The following is a 20,945-nucleotide window of genomic DNA, read 5'->3' as shown; positions in this document are numbered from 1 at the left end:
GGTTCGGCCGGAGACGGGTCGGGCTCGGGCGGGCTGGGATCGGCTCCGGGTTCGGGCTCGGGCGGAGGCGGCTGTAGCGGCCGCAGGGCGAGGGGCGCCACGGCGCTCACCCGCTGCCGCCCACGTCGCCCGCGATGAACTCCAGGACATCCAGCAGCACCGTGGCCAACAATGCGATCACATAGCCCAATGCGGCGCCCATGAGCGAACGGCGGGCCTTGTCGACTTCGCCCGGGTCGCCGCCGGCCAGCAGCCACCGCAGCCCGCCCACCGTCAGCAGCAGCGTCGCCAGAGCGGCCAGCAGCGCCACGATGACCTGGCGGATGCGCTGGACCACGTCGATCAGCTCCTGGGTTCCCTGGCCACCGCCACCGCCGCTGTCGGCCAAGGTCGCATGGGCGCCGGGAACGGCGAGTACGGCTGCGGCGAGGAGGGTGAGGGCGGCGGCGCGGGCCAGGGCGCGCCGCCGCCGTCGACAGTGGGGGTGGGGCACAATGCACCTCCGCGCACGGACTCGACGTAGACGACCGACGGGAGTTCGGCGCCGCCCGTGCGGGCGTCCTCCCTTCCACACGGGTGCGGCGGGCAGGCATCGGTCAGGGCATACCGAGCAGCAGCCCGTGGGCGGCGCCGAACTCATCCCGCAAATCTCGCCCCGGGGCCGCCGGGAATCGACACCCGAGCGGAAAACGGGGGCGGCGGGGGTCATGGGCCGGTGGTGGGCACGCTCACGCCGGCGCCGATACCGCCGCCGGCCAGGGCGGCGGCCAGGCGGGCTTCGGCGCGGTGGCGGCGCTTGTGCACGGTCTTGTACTCCACGCCCAGGTCGGCGGCCAGGCGGCCCAGGGTGGTGGCGGCCAGGCGGGTCTCGCCGATCAGCTGGGCCTCGGCCGCGGTGATCACACCGGCAGCGACCGCATCGGCCAGCACCAGGTCGGGGTGGCCCCACGGCGGGCGGGGCGCGGCCGATTCGGCCACCTGCTCCGGCAGGCCCGGGTCGCGGGCCTCGCGGTGGCGGGCGCGGGTCCCGGCGCGCTGGGCGCGGCACCGCAGCCGCCACACCAGCCGGGTCCAGTCCAGGTTCACCTCGCCCACCGCCCGGACGAACCCGGCCAGCACTTCGGCTTCGATGTCGGCGGCTGCGGCCGCATCGAGGCCGCGGGTGGCGCGCCGGACGGCGGCGCGCAGGGCGGGCATGGCCAACCCGATGGCGGCCACCATCCAGTCCTCTTCAGCGCGGGCGAGGGTGATGATCCGGCGCCAGGCCCGGTCGCGGTCGCGGTGGCCGAGTCCGGACTGCAGCAGCCAGGTCCGGACCCGGGCCAGGTCCATCGCCACCGGCGGAACCGGCGCACCGGTGGCGGGTGCGTCGTCGGGGGTGGCGGGGTCCAGCCACAGGCGCTCGGCGAGGTCGGTGAAGGCGCGCTCGGCCGCGCGCAGCGGAGCCGAAGCAGGGGCGGTGTCCATCGGTGGGTCCTCCAGGACGCGGACGGGAACGGACACCGCCCACCTCACGGACCCCGGTGGACACAGCGGCGACACACCGCGACCTCCCGGACGACACGCAGCCCACCGTCGGCGGACGCACCGGCGACACGTCCGAGCACAGTCACCGCCCCGCCGGTCGGACCGTCGCCGCTGACCTGCCCCGCAACCGGCGACAGCCGCGCGACCGCACATCGGCGCCCAGAACGCAGAAAAAATGTGGCGTCCGGCGGAGAAGCACTCGGCGGGGGCGGACCCGACACCCGCCCCGCCGACCGCACGGACCTCCCCGGCGGCCCGTGCCGTTGCCTCACCGACGCGAACCGCAACCCGGCTACCGGAGGCGGACGGAGGCACCCCCGGTCCGGACCCGACCGACGGGCTCCGGCCGCCCACGTCCGCCGGCGCCCGACATCCCCGGACCCACCCCGCATCGACGTCCGGGCACAGGCGCACACGCCCAGCCCTGTCGCCCACCCGGGGGCCGCGGCGCCGCCGCGGTCCACGTGCACGCGTACTCGGATCCCGTGTCACCGATCCGGGCGCCAACCAGAGTGCCCTCCACGAGATGTCGCTGGACGAACAGAGGGCCGTTGGCGTCTCCCCCGTGTTATCGCACCTGAGCTGGGCGAGTCCCCTGGCGACGGGGGTTACAGGTCACCGACACAGCGCGGACACATCGGCGACGCGCCCCGCCTGCCCGCCTCGGGTTTCATGCCGGTGCGGCCTGCGCCTGGGCCTGTTCGAGGAGCAAGCCGACCGCGGTCTCGATCTCTGCGGCCAGGATCTGCACCCGCCGTCCCAGGGCGTCGCGCCACCACAGCATCCCGCCGCCGCACCACACCGTCGCCTGGGGCGTGGAGACCACCGACACCCGCGCATCGGCCACGCCATAGACCCGGATCTGGCCGCGCTCCCGCAGCGCCCGCGCCAAGGCGCGTGCGCTGGCGGCCGCATCCGGCGGCGAGGACGCAGCGCCTCTCGCCGACCGCGGCGGTGCGGCCCGCGGCGCCTGTGCCGGGCGCGGTGGCGGCGCTGCGGCCCGGGAGGGGGTCGGGGCGCGGTGGCGACGTCGCAGGCCCATCACGACCGATCACCTCCGACCTCGAACCGTGCCCACACGGCCGTCCAACCGTCGGCGGTGAACCATCCCCAGTCCTCGGCCAGCGCGGCCACCAGCGCCAGCCCGCGGCCGTACTCCTCAAGAGAGTCGGTGCGCCGGGCTGCAGGGACCGTGGCCGCCGACGACCGGCTCCACACGACGACCCGCTGGCCACTCGGGGTTTCCTCGACGACGAGAACAGCCGCGTCATAGCCGTCCCCCGGCGCAGGGGGCGCATGCGTGAGGGCGTTACTCAGAAGTTCGTCGGCCACCAGGCCTATGTCGTCGCGACGGCCGGTGGACCTGAGCGTCCGATCGATCCACGCCCGCGCTGCCGGCACCTCCGCGGGCGCGGCCGAAAAGACGGGACGACGGTGGCGACGACCTCGCATCGTCTCGGGTGGCGGGCTCGGGCAGTACTGCATAGCGGCTGCTCCCAGTTGCGTTCGGCTGCTGATGCAGCCGCCATTCAGGCGCACCTCCTCGAGTAGAATCAATGTTTTCAAACGAGTTTTCTCTGCCGTCCAATTTTTCTCTGAATGCTAGATTGGCAGCAACTTCATTCCGAATCCCTTCGAGTTCGGGAACAACATCGCCCACGATGCGGGCGGTCCACTCCCGAATGCGCGGGACCTTCGACGCGCCGCCGGTCGGCCTGTACCGCCTCGTCGGTCCACTCCCGCGTGCGCGGGACCTTCGGGTGCGGGCGTGGGTGTGACCCTTTCCCGGGAGGTCCACTCCCGCGTGCGCGGGACCTTCTGTTGCTGGGCAACAAGCGCGAGCGGGTCAGACGGTCCACTCCCGCGTGCGCGGGACCTTCCTGACCTCGGCCAGGTCGACGATTTCGCCCGGCGGTCCACTCCCGCGTGCGCGGGACCTTCATCCGCATGTGGATGCCCGACGCCGAGAAGGGCGGTCCACTCCCGCGTGCGCGGGACCTTCCCGGCTGCACGCCCCGGAGCGACCTGACACCCCGGTCCACTCCCGCGTGCGCGGGACCTTCAGGCCCATCCGCTTCCGGGTCTCTTTGTTGCACGGTCCACTCCCGCGTGCGCGGGACCTTCGTGTGGGGGAGGCGGGTGTCTTCACGGTTTCCCGGTCCACTCCCGCGTGCGCGGGACCTTCTAGGCCGGTAAACCTGATCTTGCTGTGAGGCGCGGTCCACTCCCGCGTGCGCGGGACCTTCCTGGGCGGGGCCACCCTGGTGCAAGACCCCGCCGGTCCACTCCCGCGTGCGCGGGACCTTCGCCTACGGCGCCCCCACCACCGACGCCGACCTCGGTCCACTCCCGCGTGCGCGGGACCTTCGACGAACCGGCCGACGTCGGTCACGCTGCCGTCGGTCCACTCCCGCGTGCGCGGGACCTTCCTGCTGCCACGCCTGCACCACGGAGGTGCGGGCGGTCCACTCCCGCGTGCGCGGGACCTTCTTGTCACTGAGCCACTCACCGACCACACCGCCCGGTCCACTCCCGCGTGCGCGGGACCTTCACCTGGGAAGCCAGCCAGACGGCGGCCTGCGACGGTCCACTCCCGCGTGCGCGGGACCTTCGGTCACCGATATGCCGAGGCTGTCCAGCGCGCCGGTCCACTCCCGCGTGCGCGGGACCTTCAGCACCTCACCTGCGAAAACGCCGAGCGTTACCTTGTTGCAACCTTCGCTTGGACAGCAAACGCGTCACCATCCCTCCGGAACCTGCCGCTCCATCTCGACTTCAGCCGACGCGAGAGGATTCATCTGCACCAGCATCATCCCCTCCCAATCCACGACCTCCCGCCGACGCTCACCAGCCGTGCGCACATCGAACCCCTGCTCGTTGTCGGCGGGACACAGGCACACAGCCGCCCCGTCCCCCACCGACGCGCTGACCGCAGCCCACAGTTCGTCGCGGACGCGCGCACTCATCGTTCCCACATACACACCGGTGGAAGGCTCCACCATCCACCGCGACAACGCGCCACGAACATGGGCGGGCACCGCAGTCGTGGTGATGACGACCATGGACCCCATACTCAGTGGCCTCCCTCGGGCACGTCCAGCTCGGACGCCGGCACCGCTCGGGCCGCGTCCCCGCCCCCGTAGTTGACCCCGCCACCCACGCTGCCGCCCCCGTCGGGATCCCACAGTTCCACAACGCGCCACTGCCCTTCGGCCTCGTCCTCCTCCTCAGCGTCCTCGGGTGCGAGGAGGTACTGGATGTCGCGCACCATCCGCGGAATCAACCGGTACAGCCGGTAGTGGGTACGCAGCCGGTATCGGGCGTCTCTTTCGGGGAAGTCAGACGCGTGCAGGGAGAACGCCAGCGGCACGGTCGTCTCCGCCTTGTACAGATCCGCCACGTCATAGACGAAGGAATGCTGCTTGCCGTGGTGGACGAACCCGAGCGCGGGCGAGCATCCCAGGTGGGCGATGACCGTGTGCACGACCCCGTACAGCGCGGCATTGGCCGCACCGTAGGCCTTGTTGATCGGATTCTGCCGGTCCCAGGCGCCCGGGTCGTAGTTGCGCCGGAACGGCTGCAGCTTGTATTTGGTGCTCAGGTTCCGGTAGAGCTTCTGCATCCGGTTGCCTTCGAGACGTCTCAGCTGGCCCACCGGCACTCCGGCCGGGGGCGTCTCCTCGAACCGCATCTCATACATCGCCCGGGCGACCTCCAGGCGGCGCGCCTCATCGGCGTAGGCGGCCACCTGGTGTTGCAGCCAGAAGGTGGACTTCTCGCTGGGCTGCCAGGCCCCGTAGTGCAGGATGCCGCCGGAACCGGAGGTGACCACGGTGGTGCCGTGGCGCAGGAAGGTGGCCAGCGCCGGCTGGGTGATGGAGGTGCCCGGCCCCAGCAGCAGGCACCCCAGCGAGGCTGTGGGGAGGTAGACCCGCTGGATATGGCCGGAGTCTGTTTCGGTCTCGGCGCACACGCCGGTGTCGGTTTGGACGATGCGGACGATGTCGGCGTAGAGGAAGGACAGGTTGTCCGAGACGCGGGGCAGCATGGCCAGCGTCGGCCGGGCCAGGGCCGTGCGGGGGTTGTCTGCGCTCACTGTGGCCCCTCACTCCCCCGGCGCCAGGCTGAGCAGACCCAGGCCGAAGGCTTTGCCCCGTCCGATTCCCTCGGTCAGCGCTCGGCGTGCAGCCTGAGGGTCGGTGACGGTGGCCAGGCCGTCGAAGCATACGGCCGGCAGGCGAATCCCGCGCCGCGGATCGGCGGTGTCCTCGGCCTCGCCGGCGTTGACGCTGCGCAGCCCGAGCCCGTGGTCTTCGGCTTTGCGCTGCCACCATTCCTCGGCGGCGGCGCCGCGCAGCGCGGTGGTGTGCTCCTTGGACGACAGTCGTTCTCCGTCCTCGGTCCTCAACTCCCGTTGCTGCTTGGTCTTGCCGAGGCGTTTCACCGGAGCGGCGACGATGCGGTAGCGCAGGGTGGGTTCCTGGTCCAGTACTTCCAGGACGGCGCTGATGTCGCGGCTGGCATCCAGGGTGTATCCGGGGCCCAGTGCGGAATGGTCCAGCGGCGTCTGGCTCTGGACGATCAGGCACCGTCCGGCCCGGGTGGTTTCGTCGCGGAACAGCAGCCCGGCGGCCTGCCGGGCGCCCTGCCCGGAGGATGAGGGGAGCGGCCCCAGCGCTTTGGTGAGCATGCGGTGGTGGTCGCCGGCGCTGGCGCGGGCGACGCCCCGGTTCGCGGTGTCCAACCGGATGCGGTGCAGCAGCAGCGTCACCGGGTTTCTCCTTTCATGTAGCCCATGAGTTGCTCCCGGTAGATGCCGGCCCGGCGGTTGAGCAGGTTGTCGGGCACGGGCTCGGGGGTGATGAGGACCTCGCGGAAGGTGAAGGACCGTTCGACGCCGCCGGCCGGGCCGGCGGGCACGGGGACGTCGTTGAGTACCGCGCGGGTGCGTTCGGTTCCCGCTCCGGGGTCCTGGACGGCGTCGGCCTCGTGAACGAAGTCGATCTCGTCGCGTTCTCGCCGTGCGGGCGGCAGCGGAACCCGATGTTTGAGTTCGGCCACGGCGTCGGTCAGGCCGTGGCGCAACAGCATCGGCTGATCGGGAACGAAGGCGCGGCGTCCCAGGTAGGGCTGCCAGTGCGGTCGCTGCAGCGCTGCTGCGGTGGTGTCGATGACCGTGTCGGGGCCGGTGACGGCGACGGTGAACACCGCCCCGGCCAGGTAGGAGCGCCAGGTCTGGACCGTGGTCTGGTTCTTGCCGCGGCGTTTGCCTTCGGCGGTGGGCACCGTGCGTTTGGGGGGTAGTCCGCCGCCGACGGTGTGGTAGTCGACGTGGCGGTCGCCGGGCCGGTCGATGCGCACTGTGAAGGAAACGGTGTCGTAGTCGCCGAGGTCGCCGCCCCGCGGTATGCCGCGGGCGGCGGCCAGCAGCCCGATCAGTCCGGATCGGGTGGGGTGGGGTTGGGTGTCGCGGTGGCCGAATGCGCTGTGCTCGCCCCAGCTCTGCATGGGTCCGGCGAGCCGGAGTACCAGTCCGCTCACTGCGCGGCCTCGTCGGCACTGGCGGGGGCGGCCTGCTGCATGGCCTGCTCGATCAGGGCCGCATACGACCCGGTGTTGGCGCCGAGGGAGGGGAGGTCCTTGTCGAGGCCGAGGCCGGCGTGGCCCTGGTAGAGGATGGAGTCGGGCCACCACACGGAGGCGAGCTCGCCGGCGTAGGCCTCGAGGCGGTCGCGGGCGGTGGCCAGGTGTCCGTGGGTGCCGGCGACGGGTTCTTCGAACGCCGTGGCGTAGGAGACGGGCCGGTCGCTGCGTACCGCGACGTGGACCAGGTCGGGGACGGTGACCGCGGCGGTGGCGGTCTGCTTGCCCGAGGGGACGGTGTCCACGAAGGCCCGCAGGAATTCGGCGGCGAGGCGGGCGGCTTCGCGGGTGTCGCCTCCGGAGTTGTTCACGAGCTGGGTGAGGTTGAGGTTGGCGTAGCGGTAGAAGGTTCCGGCCGAGAACATGCCTTCGTTCATGTGGCCGCTGCCGCGGTCGCCGTCTTTGAGGAGGTCGTCGACGGCGGTGAAGAAGTCGACGTCGATGTTGGTGGGGTGGACGGTGAAGGCGTGGGCGAACTGCACGGCACCGTCGAGTTCGGTTTCGGGCAGCTCGGCCAGCATCCGGCCGAACAGGCGCACGGAGGCGTTGCGGGAGTTGAGGACGGCCACGACCCGGTCGGTCGGCAGCACGGCCTTGGGCTGCTTCTTTCCGGCTTGGGCGGCGATGTCCTCGGCGTGTTCGGCTGCGAGCTCGGCCAGCTGGGCGATGGCGTCGCTGGGCAGGTACAGCAGGACGGAGGTGTCGGGCGGCAGGGTCTCGCCCTTGTGGTTCTTCTTGGCGGTACCGAGGCTGATGTCCTTGCCGGCCGAGCGTACGACCTGTTTGCCCGCCTCCAGCGCGTTCTCCTCGCTCCAGCCGGATGTTCGGAGGCGCTCGGTCACCGCCGAGACCAGGCGGCGGGTGCGCACCGCCGGGTCGCCGAGCCGGTTCTCGACGCGGCGGCGCACTTCGCGCTTCCAGCTCTGGCTCGATACCCGGGTGCGTTCGGCGCCGCCGAGGACCAGGGTTTTCGGTGAGCCGAGGTCGTCGCGGTTGAGGTTGGAGTAGGGCAGTGTCTGCAGGGCGTGGATGTCGATGTAGGCGGGATTGGGCATGAAGGGGCCTTGCTTTCTGGTGTCGGTTGGCGTGACGAGGGGCGTTGTCAAGCGGCCGGTCGCCAGCGTGCAATGGACGCGGCTGCCGGCTGCGGTTAGGCGTCGTCGCCGGTGGGCGTATCGTCGGCCTGCTTGGTGCGGCGTTTGCGGGTCTCTTCGATCGACAGGACGCGGTAATAACCGTCCAGCCACTGCTTGGCGACACGGTTGCGTCCGTTGGTGCCGCCTTCGCGCCAGGTCGCGAGGTCGCAGGCCAGCCTGGTCCAGTCGACGGCGACGCGCTCGGAGCGCAGGAAGCGCACGATCCGCGGCAGGTGGCGGTGCAGACCGTCGAGGTCTTGGCGGCACAGCAGATGCAGGCGCTTCTCCTGAGGTGCCTCCTGTTGCTCGTCGCGGTCGCCGGAGGATTGGGGGGAACGGGCCTTGGCCGCCTCGACGGAGGAGTTGCCCAGGGCGCTGCCGAGGTCCAGGGCTACCGCGCCCGTCGACGGTTGGGGCCCCGGAGCGTGATCGGCTTCGCCGGAGTCGTCTGCGGTAGCGGGGGCCTCCGGCTGTGGGGGATGGTCATCGTCGCCCGGAGGGGTGGGTTCGATGTCCTCGTCGCGGGCGCGGCGCGGTTGGGCGGCGATGAGGGCGGCGACGGCGTAGAAGGCGCGTTCGACGGCCTCACGCTGCGGCCCGTGGAGGTCGTGCAGGTGGGGGGAGATGACGCGGCGGGCCGCGGGGCGGATCTCGGTGTCGTCGGGGTGGCGTCCCAGGGCGCGGCGCAGCGCGGAGCGTTCCCCCGGGCGGTGTTCCACACTGTCGCGGACGTGGGCGACGAGTTTGCCTGCGCGCTCGCGCAGGTCCTGCTGGGCCGGGGTCATGCCGCTCCTTCTTCGCCCTCATCGGGGGTGTCGATCCGGTTTTTGAACAGAGCGCCGCGGTTGCGCGCGACGGCTTTGGCCACGCGGGGGCGGTGCCGGTAGCCGTCGGTGGCCTCGGCGTAGGCGTGCAGCGCGAGGTCGATGAAGGCGTTGCCGGGTTCCTGGGGATCGTCGCCGCCGACGAGTTGCCAGAACCGGTCGTGGGCGCGAGACCAGTAGCGGCCCGTTCCCAGCAGCGTCCAGGGGGCGCTGTCTTCGCGTTTGACGTCGCCGCCCAGGCCGCTGTCCTTCCACGCGCGGGTGAGCTGGCGCTCCAGGCGCCAGCCGGCGTCCTCGGCGGCGTCGGTGGCCTGCCGGATGGCGCGCAGGGTGCGTCCGGCCTGCTGAGCGTCGTCGGCGCTTTCGTGCAGCCATCGCAGGACGGGTGGGGTGGTGGCGGTGAACCACTGCTTGTCGCGGGTCTGGCCATCCTGGTCGAATCCGAAGGCGCGGGCGCGCATCGCGTCGCTGATGTCGGAGGGCAGGCGGTAGCGCAGGTCGTGGTGCAGCCGGGGCATGCGGGTCAGGCGCCCGCGGTGCTGGCCGTCGTTGAGGATGGCGGCGAGGTCGCGCCACACCGCCCGGGTGGCGTCGGCCTTCATCGATGCGATAGTGCCGTCGTCCCGGTGTATGTGGACCTGGTAGGGATCCTCGGGCGCCGCCCACTTCTGGCGGATCTCCGGGGAGAGGCGGGCGCCCCAGGTGACCGTGGCGTCGACGACCTGGGTGGCGTCCGGCGACGGTTCGAGTAGGACGGCGTGGCGGAACTGGTTGACCAGGCGGCCCGCGAGTCCGGCTACGGGGGGCGGCAGGGTGGGGTCGCGCAGTTCTTCGCGTTCCCAGGGAGCCGGGGTGTCCTCGTCGTCTTCGACGAAGGGGAGGTTCAGCAGGAGGCTCTCGAACAGGGTGCGGCCGAGGGGGTGGAACGAGAGGGCGCCCCGCAGCGGCCCGGCCGCGGTGTCGGCGGCGCTGACGTCACCGGCGGTGCGGGAGGTGCAGCGGCCGGAGGGGCCGTAGTAGAGGGTGGCGATGAGGTGGTGGGCGGCTTCTGCCGCCGGTACGGGGATCGGCCGCAGGTCGGTGGTGTGGCGCAGCCATACCTGGGTGTTGCCGGCGGGGCGTCCCCAGCACAGTTTGTTCACGCCTGAGGTTTTGGGGCACTGGGCTTCGGGACCGCTCAACCGGGGATCCTGCAGCCAGGGGCGCCGGCCGAAGAGGTCGAACCGGTCGTGGTGGCGGTGGAAGTAGGCCTCGATCTCGCCGGGGTCGAACCGGCCCTCACGCAGAATCTCCGTGCGGGCCTGGGCCCAGTCGGACCAGTCGGTCCAGGTGTCCAGGCCGGTCAGGCGTGCGGCGATCAGGGCGAGGATGCGCCACAGCCCGGCCGAGGCCGGGGGCAGGGCGAGTTCCACGTCGGTGTATTCGTGTGCCCGGTGGAGCAGGGTTTTCAACCCTACGGGCGCGGCCGGTCCGCCGTGTGTGTGGCGCACGGGGATCCACGGGTCGGTGGTCAGGTCGAAGGAGGGCAATGAGGGTCCAGTCTCCTGGGGCGATGCGGCGAGGCGCGGATGAATGGGGGTGGGGCGCCGGTCGTCATCCGCCGGAGCCGGTGCGGCGGTGGATGAGTCCGCGTTCCTTATCTAGCAACCAGGTGCGTCCGCCCAGGACCGCTTCGCTCCATTGGCCGGATTCGGCCAGGGGCTGGCGGATCAGCAGGAGCCGGTTGAGGTGGCTGTGTTTGCGCCACGGGAGCGGCACCGCGGTGTCTTGGGGGCTCAGGTCGCGGTACCACGGCCCGCCTTGGACGGGGATGGTCAGCCTCATGATCTCCTTGGCCTCCTCCGGGCTGAGCGGAGACGTGCGGCCGGGTTCGGTGCCGACCAAGGCGCGGGTGCGTGCCGAGTCCGCCCACAGTCGACCGTCGGCGTCGGCGAAGCAGCACAGGACGCGCACCGAATCGGCGCCCAGGCGGGTGGCCACGGCTTCGTCGGAGAAGTCGTTCATCGTCATCGCCGACAGGTCCGCCTGGTCGGCGAGTTGGTCCGGGCGCGGGACGACGGCGGTGTTGGCCTGGGCCTGCTGGGCCATAGCCTCGCCGATGCGTTCGTACTCGCGTTTGACGTTCTGCGCGAGGTCGGGGTCGTCATGCACCTGCTCGACCAGCGCCTGCACGTCGTCGGGAATCGCCACACAGGCCCCGTGTTCCTGCAGCAGGCGGTGGGTGCGCTCCAGCAGGGAAGGTGCATGGATCGCACTCCAGGGGGTGGGCATCGCGTCGGCGTCGGGTTCACCGGGCACGAGCACGGCCACGCGCGGGGCGGTGAGGCGGTGGCGGTCGATGATGCCCAGGTGCTCGTGGCGCCAGCACCGGCCTGCCCGCTGCAGCAGCAGCGCCAGCGGCGCGAGGTCGGTGACCATCAGGTCCAGGTCGATATCCAGGCTCTGCTCGATGATCGCGGTGGCCACCAGCACCGCCGAGCGCGGACGTGCACCATCTTTGGCGCCGTCCTTGCCGAACGCGTGCAGCACGGTCGCGGTGATCTCGTCACGCTGCCATTGGGGGAAGCGTGCATGCAGCAGGTGCAGCTCGGTGCCCTCGCCGGGCCCGCCGCCGGCCTCGTCGATGAGGCGGCGGACGAGATCGTAGGTCTCCTGGGCCTCCTTCACGGTCGTGCACACCACGGCCGCGGTGCCGCCCCGGCTCAGCACGGGCGCCAGCAGGCGGCGCAGCGCCTCCGTCCGATCGGCGGTGCGCGAGGGTCGAGAGCGGGCCGCGGCGCCGGACTTCTCTTCCCGGATGGGAACGGCTTCCAGGGACATGTCCAGAGGGCTGCGTTTGGTCGCGGTGATCGGCGCCGGGTTGCTGATCACGTGAGGCGCCCCTGCCTCGGCCGAGACGTGCACCCACCCGGGATAGGACAGGTGCTCGATCACCGGCGGCACCACACCCCTGCGGCGGGGCCGCCGAAGGACGCCAGCGCCTTCCAGGTAGGCGCGGGCGTAGGAATCGGCCACCGAGCGGTGCAAGGTCGCCGACAGCAGCACCACCGGGACTTCGAGGCGGCCGAGCCAGCACAGCAGGCGCTCCAGCTCCTTCTGCATGTAGGGATCGACCGCATGAGCTTCGTCCACGACGACGGTCTTGCCGGCCAGGCCCAGCATCCGCACCGCGTTGAACCGGCTGGGCAGCACGGCCATCAATGCTTGGTCGAACGTGCCCACGCCCCAGGAGGCCAACAGGCCGCGCAGTCCTCCGTAGAGCCATTCCGTGGGCGCGAAGGAAGTATCGGGGTGGTTGGTCAACACCTGGGAGGAGGAGCCCGGCGTGGGCGGGGTGTGGTCCTGTTCGAGCCAGGCCATCGAGTGCAGCCGCATCAGCGGGCGGGGATGGGCGGCGCGGCGCTCGGCGTACTGACGGACGCGGGTGTGCATGCTGTTGGCGGTGGCCATGGTGGGCAGGAGGTACGCCCGTCCGGTGCGGCCGGCGGCCTCGCCCATGAGGTCGGCTGCGTGCTTTCCGACCTCGGTCTTGCCCTCGCCGGTGGGGGCGGTGACGATGAGCAGCCCCGGTCCGTGTACGAGTTCCGGCAGGTGCTCGGCGACCGAGGCCTGCAGGCCGAACGGTTCGGAGATGGCGGGGAAGGACTCGGCGAAGGAGGCCGCGGGCACGTGGAGCGGCTCCAGCCCCGCGTCGGCGACCAGGCCTTCGGCCACCGGACGGACACGTGCGAAGTAGGCCGCGAGGTCGGCCTGCGCCCCGGATCGCGGGAGGTCCTGCAGCCGCTGGAGTAGGAAGTGTTCCTGGCTGGCCAGCCAGTCCGCGAGAACGATGAGCCCGGTGACGACGACCGCTGTGGGAGCGTCCAGCGACGGCGGCACGGGGGGATGGCCCAGGGCTGTTCCGACGGCCTGCAGATAGGCGCTGCGCTGTTCGTCCCATGCATCCTCGGCGAAGCCGAACTCTTCCCGCACGTCGTAGCGCGCATGGGGCCGCTCCGGGTAGCGCCCGTGGTGACCACCCACCACCTGGGCGATCAGCGAGGTGCGGCTGTCATCGACATCGTCAGGCGGCGGATACCCCGACTCGGGCAGCGCCATCGCCAGCCATTGGCACCCCGTGAGCGCATGGCCTTGCGGCAAGGAGGGACCCACCGCGGGAAAACCCGACAATGGGGATAGGGAGAGCTTTTTCGTTTGAAAGTAGGGTTCGATCTTTCCGATATCGTGCAGCCCGGCCCAGTAGGCCACGATTCGCCCCGCGGTGTCCGTATCGACGCCAAAGCGGCGCGCCAGATGCTCCCTGAGCCCGGGTGCTACGTGGTTTTCCCACAATGCGAGGCAGACAGCCGCAGCATCGAGACCATGACAGATCGCCGGGTACACGGCCCCGCCGAGGCCACGTTCCTTTGCCCCGATGCGGAGATCGGGATGCTCGTCATCACTCACCATGGACTCCCCTACCGCCAGCCGGAGCACTCGCACTATTCCGGGAACGTTAACGACGACCAGCGACAAAAGTCGGAACCACCTAAAACCGAGATCCAGACCGTCGCTCACCAGGAACGTTGATGCCCGGGCTCCTCGAGGGGGTCGGGTTCGCTTCGGCGGAGCTCGGCGTAGCGACCCTCGGGCGGCTCCAGCCGGATCCGGCTGCCCTACCGCATCGGCCCGTCCCGGGGCCGCCGACCGTCGGCAGAAGTTCCCAGTGCGGCTGCGGATTCGGGGAGCCGGTCATGACGTCTCATCCGCGGTCGCGGCCACGCCGATGCGGGATGCGCCGGCTCCACATCGAGATAGCCGTGCTCTGAGGCCACCGCGACGACACAACTGAGACGGGCCCTCGGCGAAACATCGGCTTCAGCGGCTGTTATATGGACGCCACCACTCGCCCAGGCTCCCTAGTACTCCAGTTGTAGATCCGGTTTGTCATGGTTCTCGGGCGGCTTGTCTGCGGTAATGACACCGGCGGGCGCTGTCCTGGTGGGAGCGTCTGAACACCGACCAGCCCAGTACATGCTCGATCTCGGGACGCCTCGGGAACAGGGCGTTGAGTAGATGGGCGATCTCGTTGCACGTCAACGCGGTCATCCCGTCTGCGGCCGGGTCTTGGCGCTGCTCGATGGCCGCGCAGGCCGCGAGGAAGGCATAGGCCCACATCGCGAACAGGCTCCACCGGTACCAGGAGCGCCAGGTACGCACCTGATGCTCGTCCAGCCCGGCCAGGCCCTTGCTCTGCTGGAAGCCCTCCTCGACCGTCCACCGGCGCCCGGCAACGGCGACCAGGCGTTTCAGGGCGACCGGTTCGGGTGCGTAGCACCGGTAGAACGCCAGCTCTTTCGTGGTGCGATGGCGGCGGATCAGTGCCCACCGGTGCCCCTCGGCGGTGGGTTCGGCCTCGATGAGCGCCCAGTCGTACAGGCGCCGGCCCTTGGCGCCCGATCCGGCGGAAAGGCGCTGCCAGGCGGTCTCGGGGGTGAGGACCGCGAGTTCGGCGAGGGTCCTCGGGCCGTGCGCCAGGGCGATGCGCTCGGTGCGGGCCACCCCCAGCACATAGCCCAGGGAGCCTCCCCCTGAGTAGTGGACATCTCCGACAATGGAAACCAAGGAGGAGTCCACCACCATGGCCATGAAGCACTATCCGGCCGAGTTCAAAGCCGACGCGGTCGCGCTGTACCGGTCCCGGCCCGGCGCCACCATCGCCGAGATCGCCGACGAGCTCGGCGTCAACCGCGAGACGCTGCGCAACTGGATCCGCATCGACGACAGGCAGCGCTCGGCGACGGCCGCGCCGGCCCACCCCCGCCCGGCAGAGGCCGCGCCCGCGGGCGAGCCGCTGCAGCAGGAGAACAAACGGCTGCGCGCCCAGATCGCCGAACTGGAGAAGGAACGCGAGATCCTGCGCAAGGCGGCCGCCTATTTCGCGGGAGAGATGAAGCAGTGAGCCGCTTCTGCTTCGTCCAGGACCACCAGGGCGCCTACGGCGCCAAGCGGCTGTGCGCGGTGCTTCAGCTGTCGCGCTCGGGCTACTACGCCTGGCGGGCCCGCGCAGGCGCGCGTGAACAGCGGGCGGCCGCCGACGCCGAACTGACCACCCGGATCGCGGCGATCCACGCGGCCGACCGCGCCTGCGGGGCGCCGAGGATCACCGCCGAGCTGCGCGAGCAGGGCCACGTAATCAACCACAAGCGGGTGGAGCGCCTGATGCGCACCGCCGGCATCGAAGGCCTGCACCTGCGCAGGAAAGTGCGCACCACGGTGCCCGAGCCCGCCACGGCCCCGGCGGGCGACCTGCTGGGCCGCGACTTCACCGCCCAGGCGCCCAACACCCGCTATGTCGGCGACATCACCTACCTGCCCGTGGACGGCGACCGGTTCCTGTACCTGGCCACGGTGATCGACCTGTACTCGCGGCGGGTGGTGGGCTGGTCCATCGCCGACCATATGCGCGCCGAACTCGTCTGCGATGCGTTGGAGGGGGCCCGGCGCGCGCGGGGCGGCTGCCTGGACGGCGCGGTCTTCCACACCGACCACGGCGCCCAATACACCTCCCGGCGGTTCCAGACACAGTGTGCGGAGCTGGGGGTGGTGCGCTCGATGGGCGCGGTGGGCTCCTCGGCCGACAACGCCGCGGCCGAGGCCTTCCACGCCACTCTCAAACGCGAAACCCTCCAGGGGCCCGGCTTGAAGCGGTGGCCCAGCCCGCACACGGCGCGCATGGCGGTGTTCTCCTGGATCAACCGCTACAACACCCGCCGCAGGCACTCGGCGATCGGCTACCTCGCCCCCGCCGTCTACGAGCACCGAACCGCTAAGCTGCACCTGGCTGCCTGATTACCGGGTGTCCACACTCACGGGGGAACCCCCCAGGTGCGCCTCTTCCAGGGCGTGGCGCAGATGCGGATTGGCGCCGTAGACCTCGTCGGCGGCCACCCACCGGGCCGGTGTGTGCGCAGCCAGGGCGGCCGAGATCATCTGCCGGGCGAGCTCGGGTTTGGTCGCGAAGGAGACCTCGTCGGGGACCCCGGCGGCGCGCAGCCGTTCGGGGTCGCGGGTCCAGGAGCGGGGCAGGTAGAGGCGGTGGTCGGTCAGAGCGTGGCCGGCAGGCGTGGCGTAGGCGAGGTAGACCGCGACCTGGGCGTTCTCGACGCGTCCGGCGGTGCCGGTGTACTGGCGCTGGACGCCGACCGTTGCGGTGCCCTTCTTCAGGTCCCCGGTTTCGTCCAGGACCAGGACGGCGTCCTGGTCTCCCAGGTGGGTGCGGGTGTAGGTGCGCAGGTCTTCGATCAGGCCGCCTTCGTCGACCTGGGCGCGGGAGAGCAGGTGCTGGAGGCGGTGGGGGGTGGGGTGGCCGGCGTGTTCGGCCAGGGTCCAGCAGTTCTTGCGTGCCAGCGGGGCGAGCAGGCCGCGGAGGAGGTCGCGGGTCGTGTGTCGGGTCTCGGGTCGGGTGAGGCGGGTGGAGATGGTGTGGATCAGCTCGTTCAGCCGGTGGGGCCAGCGTTGGGCGGCTACGCTGAGCGCAGCGGCCACCGCCGGGGTTTTCGTTGTCTTCACAACCATCGATGATCACGCGGTGGCCGTCTGTGTGTCCGGTGAACGGCCCGATTCAGTGGTCTGGTGGTGTGCTGTCGCCGGCATTGGGGGCAAGGAAGGACAAACCGGATCTACAACTGGAGTACTAGGGTGGCTCCATGCCGTTGTGGGAGTACGCCCCATGGGGCCTAGCGGGAGCCGGGTGCGTAGAGGCGCTGCAGTTCGCGGCCGCGATCTCACGCACGCGCGACTGGCCCTGGCGCGCGCCCGGGGCACCCTCGGCCTTCCCCCTACTGGTCTCGATTGTGCTTCGCCTGGGCGTCGGCACCGTCCTGGCGATGGCCCTGGGCGGCTCCGACCAAGTCTCCGGACAGATCGGAGCGTTCGTGTCCGGCGTCGCCGCTCCGGTATTCATCGAACGTATCCTTGGCCAGTTCAGTGGCGGCCGCTCTCTGACCCCGACTGACCCGAGCTCGCTCGCCAACGCCTCCGCCCCGGCACTAGGCCCTGTTTAAGAAGCCCTGGTTGATCGGGCTTGCCCGGCATGTCGGGACTGCGCACAAGCGAGGTCTCCGGTAAATGGAGCAACGACCAAGCAGCCCATCTACACGGAGACCTCGGTGGCCAGGGTACCGATCGGAGGACGTAAAGACCTGACCGACAAGCAGTGGCGGGCCCTGAAACCGCTGCTGCCCCCGCGACCCGCAGGCGGGAGGCCGCCGACATGGACGCGGCGCCAACTGCTGGACGGCATCCGCTGGCGCACCCGCGCCGGTGTGCCCTGGCGCGACGTGCCCGAACGCTACGGCCATTGGCAGTCGGTCTACCATCTGCTGCGGAGCTGGCAGCGCGCCGGGATCTGGGCGCTGATCGCGGCCAAGCTGCGGGCCTGGACCGATGCCGCCGGGCTCATCGGCTGGACGGTCGCGGTCGACTCCACCACCTGCCGTGCCCACCCCCACGCCGCCGGGGCGCGCCGCCGTCCCGGCCGCCAGGCCGAGCCGCCCGGCGACGAACCCGGCGACCACGCGCTGGGGCGTTCGCGCGGCGGGTTCTCCACCAAGCTCCACCTGGCCGGAGAGCAGCACCGCAAACCGCTGTCGGTGGTATTGACGGCGGGCCAGCGCGGTGACAGCCCGCAGTTCGCGCGGGTTCTGGAGCGCATCCGTGTGGCCCGCTCCGGGCCGGGGCGCCCGCGTATTCGGCCCGAGCGGGTGTTGGCCGACAAGGCCTACTCCTCGCGGGCCAACCGGGCCTACCTGCGGCGGCGCAAGATCCCGGCGACCATCGCCGAGCCCCGCGACCAGCGGTGCCATCGCAAGGCGAAGGGGTCGGCGGGCGGCCGGCCGCCGAGGGTGGACCGACAGGCGTATAAGCAGCGCCACGTGGTGGAGTGCGGGATCGGGCGGCTCAAGCAGTTCCGTGCTGTGGCCACCCGCTTCGACAAGCTCGCCCTGCGCTACGAGGCCACGATCCAGGTCGCCGTGATCGACATCTGGCTGCGCGACCTCGCAGCGACACCTTCTTAAACAGGGCCTAACCGACCCCGACGCCACTCGATCGTCCCCGGATCTCGCCGAGGGCTCCCAGCCATCCAGCGGGGGTGATCACGATGTCCGCTGAAACCTCGACTGCCCCCTCCGCCTGGCGGACGTTCCTGCGATGGCTCCTTGACTTCCTGCTCCAACTTCTGCATGCCCTGGCTCGCGACACACCACCGTTCACGGCCCGGACCACAACCACGACCAGGAAGCAGCGCCCGCGCTCGAGGTGGTGGATGCTGCACGCCGCACTGACGCGCGCTCACTGGCCCTTTGCTGTACGCCCTTTTGGCGCCCCCTTCGCAGATCTGGCAGGCACGAACCTGCGGGGCATACATGTGAACGACGCAAAACTGGCCTGGGTGGACCTAAATGGTGCGCTCCTGATCGGAGCGCGCTTGGAAAATGCGGATCTGCGGCAAGCCCGTTTGACCAGCGCCAACCTCCGCAGAGCCCACCTGAACGGCGCGAATCTAAACGGTGCACGCTTGGTGGGAGCCGACATGAGCGTTGCACTTCTCGTAGAAGCGCACCTGGAAGGAACCGATCTACAGTCGTCCAGTTTGGATTACACGTCTCTTCGCGGAGCGCATATGGCAGGCGCCAAATTAGATGGTGCACGCTTGGTGGGTGCGGATCTGAGCGACGCAGATTTGACCGGAACAGACCTACGCATATCACATTCGCCTTACTTGCACATGACGAAAACTCTGTGGAGTACTTCCACTCGCTGGCCGTCGGATCAATTCGAGTCGGCAATCAGAAAGGAGTCGAATCCACTTGACTCGAAAGGAATATACTGGCAGGTCCGATAGGTCACCTCCAGATTCAGCGGAGGACTTTCGTGCTCGGTCGTGGACTGCGGTCGAACTGGTGGCGCTGAGCTCCTATTGGCGTTCTCGTTGACCGCGCGCTGCCAGGGCGCGTTCGGGTCGCAGAAGTAGACGTCGAGCCCGGTGGCATCGGCGATATGCCCGTACTCGGCCATCTCGGCGCCCTGGTCCCAGGTCAGCGACCGGCGCCCCAGTTGCGGGCGCACTCCACCTAGCCTCGATCTTTCGTGAGGCAGCGGCGTCGAGGTGAAGTACCCGTCCCTGTCCTCACGAGTTGAGAAAAGCCGAGGCAGGGCGTGACAACAGCCCGATTCGCTCGGGCGGGGCGCCGGAGTCCACGGGCTCCGGAAGGGTCTTTCGTGTCGTCGGTGCCGGGCATCGGCGGTCAAGTCGGGGCTTGCAGCAGCCGCAGCCGATCGATCGCGCCGCTCAGCAGCTCGGCCCAGGGCCAACTCCGGTTGAACCGCACGAGCTTGCGGCGGCCGGTGGCCACCAGCCGGGCCGCCGCGCTGAACAGGCGCAGCCGCAGGCGTTTGGGCTCCAACCGGCGGGCCTCATGCCCGCCCAGGGCGAGCATCTGGGCCCAGGCCACCAGGTCAAGAGCCAGCAGCACGAGTTCGAGCCAGATCCGATTGGCGGCGAAACCGTGCAGAGGCAGATTGGCGAGACCGGTGTCCTTGGCCGCGCGGATGCGGTCCTCGCACCGGGCGCGGCTTCGGTGGCGCAGCTCCAGATCGGCGAGCTGACCGGTCGGGGTGTTGGTGGCGAAGCAGGTGATGCGGTTGCCGTCGACGTCGGTGATGCGCAGTTGCGCGCCGGGGTGCGGGCGTTCGGCGCGCACGATCAGTCGCATCCCCCTCGGCCAGCCGGTGAGGTCGACCATGCCGGTGATCTCGGCGACCCAGGCGCCGGTGCGCGCCTGGCCTGCGGCGTCGTAGACCGGGCTCCAGGCGGTGGCGGGGGTGCGGCCGATGACGGTATGGATGTCGTCGGTGATGGTCATGCCCACCGAGTAGGACAGCCAGCGGCCCCGCCGGGTGAGCCAGTCGAGGAAGGTGTGGGTGCCGCCGACGGTGTCTGTGCGGACGAGGGTCTTCCTGCCGCTGCGGTGGGCGCGGGGCAGCTGCTTCAGCGCCGCGGCGGTGACGGTGATGTGGTCGTCGGCGGTGTTGGATCCGGCGTTGCCCGGGCGCAGCAAGGCGGTCAGGGGTTCGCCGGTGCCCTGGCCCCGTGGTCGCAGAAGGCGGCCAACGGGTGGAATCCGTATCCCTTTTTCCAGGTGGGGGCCGCGTTCTGTTTGTCGGAGTGGGCGGTGATGAGGGTGGCGTCGATGTCGATGACCACCCGGCGGTCCTGGTCGGGTGGGCCTGGTGTGCGCGTGTCCAGGCGGCTTCGCGCGCGTGGGCGCGGGCGGCGCGGATCGCGGCCAGGGCCCGCTCGGGTTCGGCGGCCAGCGTGTTGATGGTGCGCGAGGCGGTGGGGTCGGACGCCACGGGCCGTACAGGCCGGGTTCGGCCCGCAGCAGCGCGGCGTCGGCCAGGCAGTCGCCGCCCAGCGCGAGGGCGATGGCCAGATCGGTGCAGGTCTCGGCGGGATCATGGACGGCGCCGGGTTTGCGTCACCGGGCCAGGGCGGCGCGCAGCGCCGTATCGAGGCCGGTGGCGCGCACGGTCTCACTCAGCAGCAGGCGGCCAGCCTGGGAGATGGTTCCGGTGCCGTCGGCCCTGGCCTGCATGCGGGGGTAGGACTCGGTAGGCTTCACTTGAAAGGTGCTTCTGTTTCTGCTGGGGACATGGATTTGAACAGTGTCCCAGTTCAGAAGCACCTTTCGCATGTGCAGAGGGGTCTGCGATCACGCCTGCCGTGAAAGCTCGAGGCTAATAGCAGGGCGACTTCATGTCTGAGAGGGCG

General features: G+C 70.5%; 15 protein-coding genes, 4 pseudogenes and 1 CRISPR repeat array. Of the genes and pseudogenes, 3 read left to right on the top strand and 16 right to left on the bottom strand.

Going from position 1 to position 20,945, the window contains the following annotated elements:
• Nucleotides 1–106: 106 nt before the first annotated feature.
• From HNR25_RS26130 to HNR25_RS18815, 13 genes and pseudogenes are all read right to left on the bottom strand, one after another.
• Nucleotides 107–493: a pilin gene (locus HNR25_RS26130; RefSeq protein ID WP_184637259.1), complete on the bottom strand. Its 387-nt coding sequence runs from the start codon at nt 491–493 to the stop codon at nt 107–109.
• Between the two features lie 212 nt (nt 494–705).
• Nucleotides 706–1,467, bottom strand: coding sequence for a hypothetical protein (locus HNR25_RS18870; protein WP_184637257.1), 762 nt, complete (start codon nt 1,465–1,467; stop codon nt 706–708).
• A gap of 730 nt (nt 1,468–2,197) precedes the next feature.
• A complete protein-coding gene (locus tag HNR25_RS18865; RefSeq protein ID WP_184637255.1) occupies nt 2,198–2,419 on the bottom strand; it encodes a hypothetical protein in 222 nt (73 codons plus the stop codon).
• A 149-nt stretch (nt 2,420–2,568) separates the two neighbouring features.
• Nucleotides 2,569–2,979 (bottom strand): ATP-binding protein, encoded by a 411-nt coding sequence (locus HNR25_RS18860; protein WP_246464553.1) that lies wholly within the window; start codon nt 2,977–2,979, stop codon nt 2,569–2,571.
• Nucleotides 2,980–3,195: 216 nt separating this feature from the next.
• Nucleotides 3,196–4,200: a CRISPR direct-repeat array (repeat unit 29 nt; unit sequence CGGTCCACTCCCGCGTGCGCGGGACCTTC).
• Nucleotides 4,201–4,265: 65 nt separating this feature from the next.
• Nucleotides 4,266–4,589, bottom strand: coding sequence for a type I-E CRISPR-associated endoribonuclease Cas2e (gene cas2e, locus HNR25_RS18855; protein WP_246463756.1), 324 nt, complete (start codon nt 4,587–4,589; stop codon nt 4,266–4,268).
• Between the two features lie 11 nt (nt 4,590–4,600).
• On the bottom strand, nt 4,601–5,623 hold the full coding sequence (gene cas1e / locus HNR25_RS18850; RefSeq protein ID WP_312862624.1) for a type I-E CRISPR-associated endonuclease Cas1e: 1,023 nt from the start codon (nt 5,621–5,623) through the stop codon (nt 4,601–4,603).
• 9 nt (nt 5,624–5,632) lie between these two features.
• The gene (cas6e, locus tag HNR25_RS18845) at nt 5,633–6,298 is read right to left on the bottom strand and encodes a type I-E CRISPR-associated protein Cas6/Cse3/CasE (protein WP_184637249.1); all 666 of its coding nucleotides are present in this window, start codon (nt 6,296–6,298) and stop codon (nt 5,633–5,635) included.
• Complete coding sequence (gene cas5e, locus HNR25_RS18840) at nt 6,295–7,068, bottom strand: type I-E CRISPR-associated protein Cas5/CasD (RefSeq protein WP_184637247.1); 774 nt, start codon at nt 7,066–7,068, stop codon at nt 6,295–6,297. The genes cas6e and cas5e overlap by 4 nt, the downstream gene beginning before the upstream one ends.
• On the bottom strand, nt 7,065–8,225 hold the full coding sequence (gene cas7e / locus HNR25_RS18835; protein WP_184637245.1) for a type I-E CRISPR-associated protein Cas7/Cse4/CasC: 1,161 nt from the start codon (nt 8,223–8,225) through the stop codon (nt 7,065–7,067). The genes cas5e and cas7e overlap by 4 nt, the downstream gene beginning before the upstream one ends.
• Nucleotides 8,226–8,320: 95 nt before the next feature.
• On the bottom strand, nt 8,321–9,091 hold the full coding sequence (casB, locus tag HNR25_RS18830) for a type I-E CRISPR-associated protein Cse2/CasB (protein ID WP_184637243.1): 771 nt from the start codon (nt 9,089–9,091) through the stop codon (nt 8,321–8,323).
• Nucleotides 9,088–10,659 (bottom strand): type I-E CRISPR-associated protein Cse1/CasA, encoded by a 1,572-nt coding sequence (gene casA / locus HNR25_RS18825; protein WP_221457725.1) that lies wholly within the window; start codon nt 10,657–10,659, stop codon nt 9,088–9,090. Before casA ends, casB begins: the two co-directional genes overlap by 4 nt.
• A gap of 64 nt (nt 10,660–10,723) precedes the next feature.
• Nucleotides 10,724–13,579 (bottom strand): CRISPR-associated endonuclease Cas3'', encoded by a 2,856-nt coding sequence (locus HNR25_RS18820; protein WP_184637241.1) that lies wholly within the window; start codon nt 13,577–13,579, stop codon nt 10,724–10,726.
• Nucleotides 13,580–14,056: 477 nt separating this feature from the next.
• Nucleotides 14,057–14,689, bottom strand: a pseudogene (locus HNR25_RS18815) (transposase family protein); the annotation flags it as partial.
• Nucleotides 14,690–14,750: 61 nt separating this feature from the next.
• Here HNR25_RS18815 and HNR25_RS18810 point away from each other — a divergent pair.
• A protein-coding gene (locus tag HNR25_RS18810; protein WP_184639040.1) for an IS3 family transposase occupies nt 14,751–15,961 on the top strand; the annotation gives its coding sequence in 2 pieces (ribosomal slippage) (nt 14,751–15,051 and nt 15,051–15,961; 1,212 coding nt in all).
• 30 nt (nt 15,962–15,991) lie between these two features.
• Here HNR25_RS18810 and HNR25_RS18805 read toward each other — a convergent pair.
• A pseudogene (locus HNR25_RS18805) lies at nt 15,992–16,657 on the bottom strand (IS701 family transposase); the annotation flags it as partial.
• 623 nt (nt 16,658–17,280) lie between these two features.
• Between HNR25_RS18805 and HNR25_RS18800 the strand changes: the two are divergent.
• Together HNR25_RS18800 and HNR25_RS27140 are read left to right on the top strand one after the other, a co-directional pair.
• Complete coding sequence (locus HNR25_RS18800) at nt 17,281–18,189, top strand: IS5 family transposase (RefSeq protein WP_184634998.1); 909 nt, start codon at nt 17,281–17,283, stop codon at nt 18,187–18,189.
• Between the two features lie 83 nt (nt 18,190–18,272).
• Entirely contained in the window at nt 18,273–19,016 is a 744-nt protein-coding gene (locus HNR25_RS27140) for a pentapeptide repeat-containing protein (RefSeq protein ID WP_221457723.1), read from the top strand.
• Nucleotides 19,017–19,090: 74 nt separating this feature from the next.
• Here the strand turns inward: HNR25_RS27140 and HNR25_RS26125 are convergent.
• Together HNR25_RS26125 and HNR25_RS18785 are read right to left on the bottom strand one after the other, a co-directional pair.
• Nucleotides 19,091–19,222: pseudogene (locus tag HNR25_RS26125) on the bottom strand (IS30 family transposase); the annotation flags it as partial.
• A 197-nt stretch (nt 19,223–19,419) separates the two neighbouring features.
• Nucleotides 19,420–20,769: pseudogene (locus HNR25_RS18785) on the bottom strand (IS1380 family transposase).
• Nucleotides 20,770–20,945: the final 176 nt, after the last annotated feature.

This window comes from Streptomonospora salina, from assembly GCF_014204715.1.
Lineage (GTDB): Bacteria > Actinomycetota > Actinomycetes > Streptosporangiales > Streptosporangiaceae > Streptomonospora > Streptomonospora salina.
The sequence above is the reverse complement of the archived record's forward strand: the minus strand, read 5'-3'. Positions and strand labels throughout refer to the sequence as shown.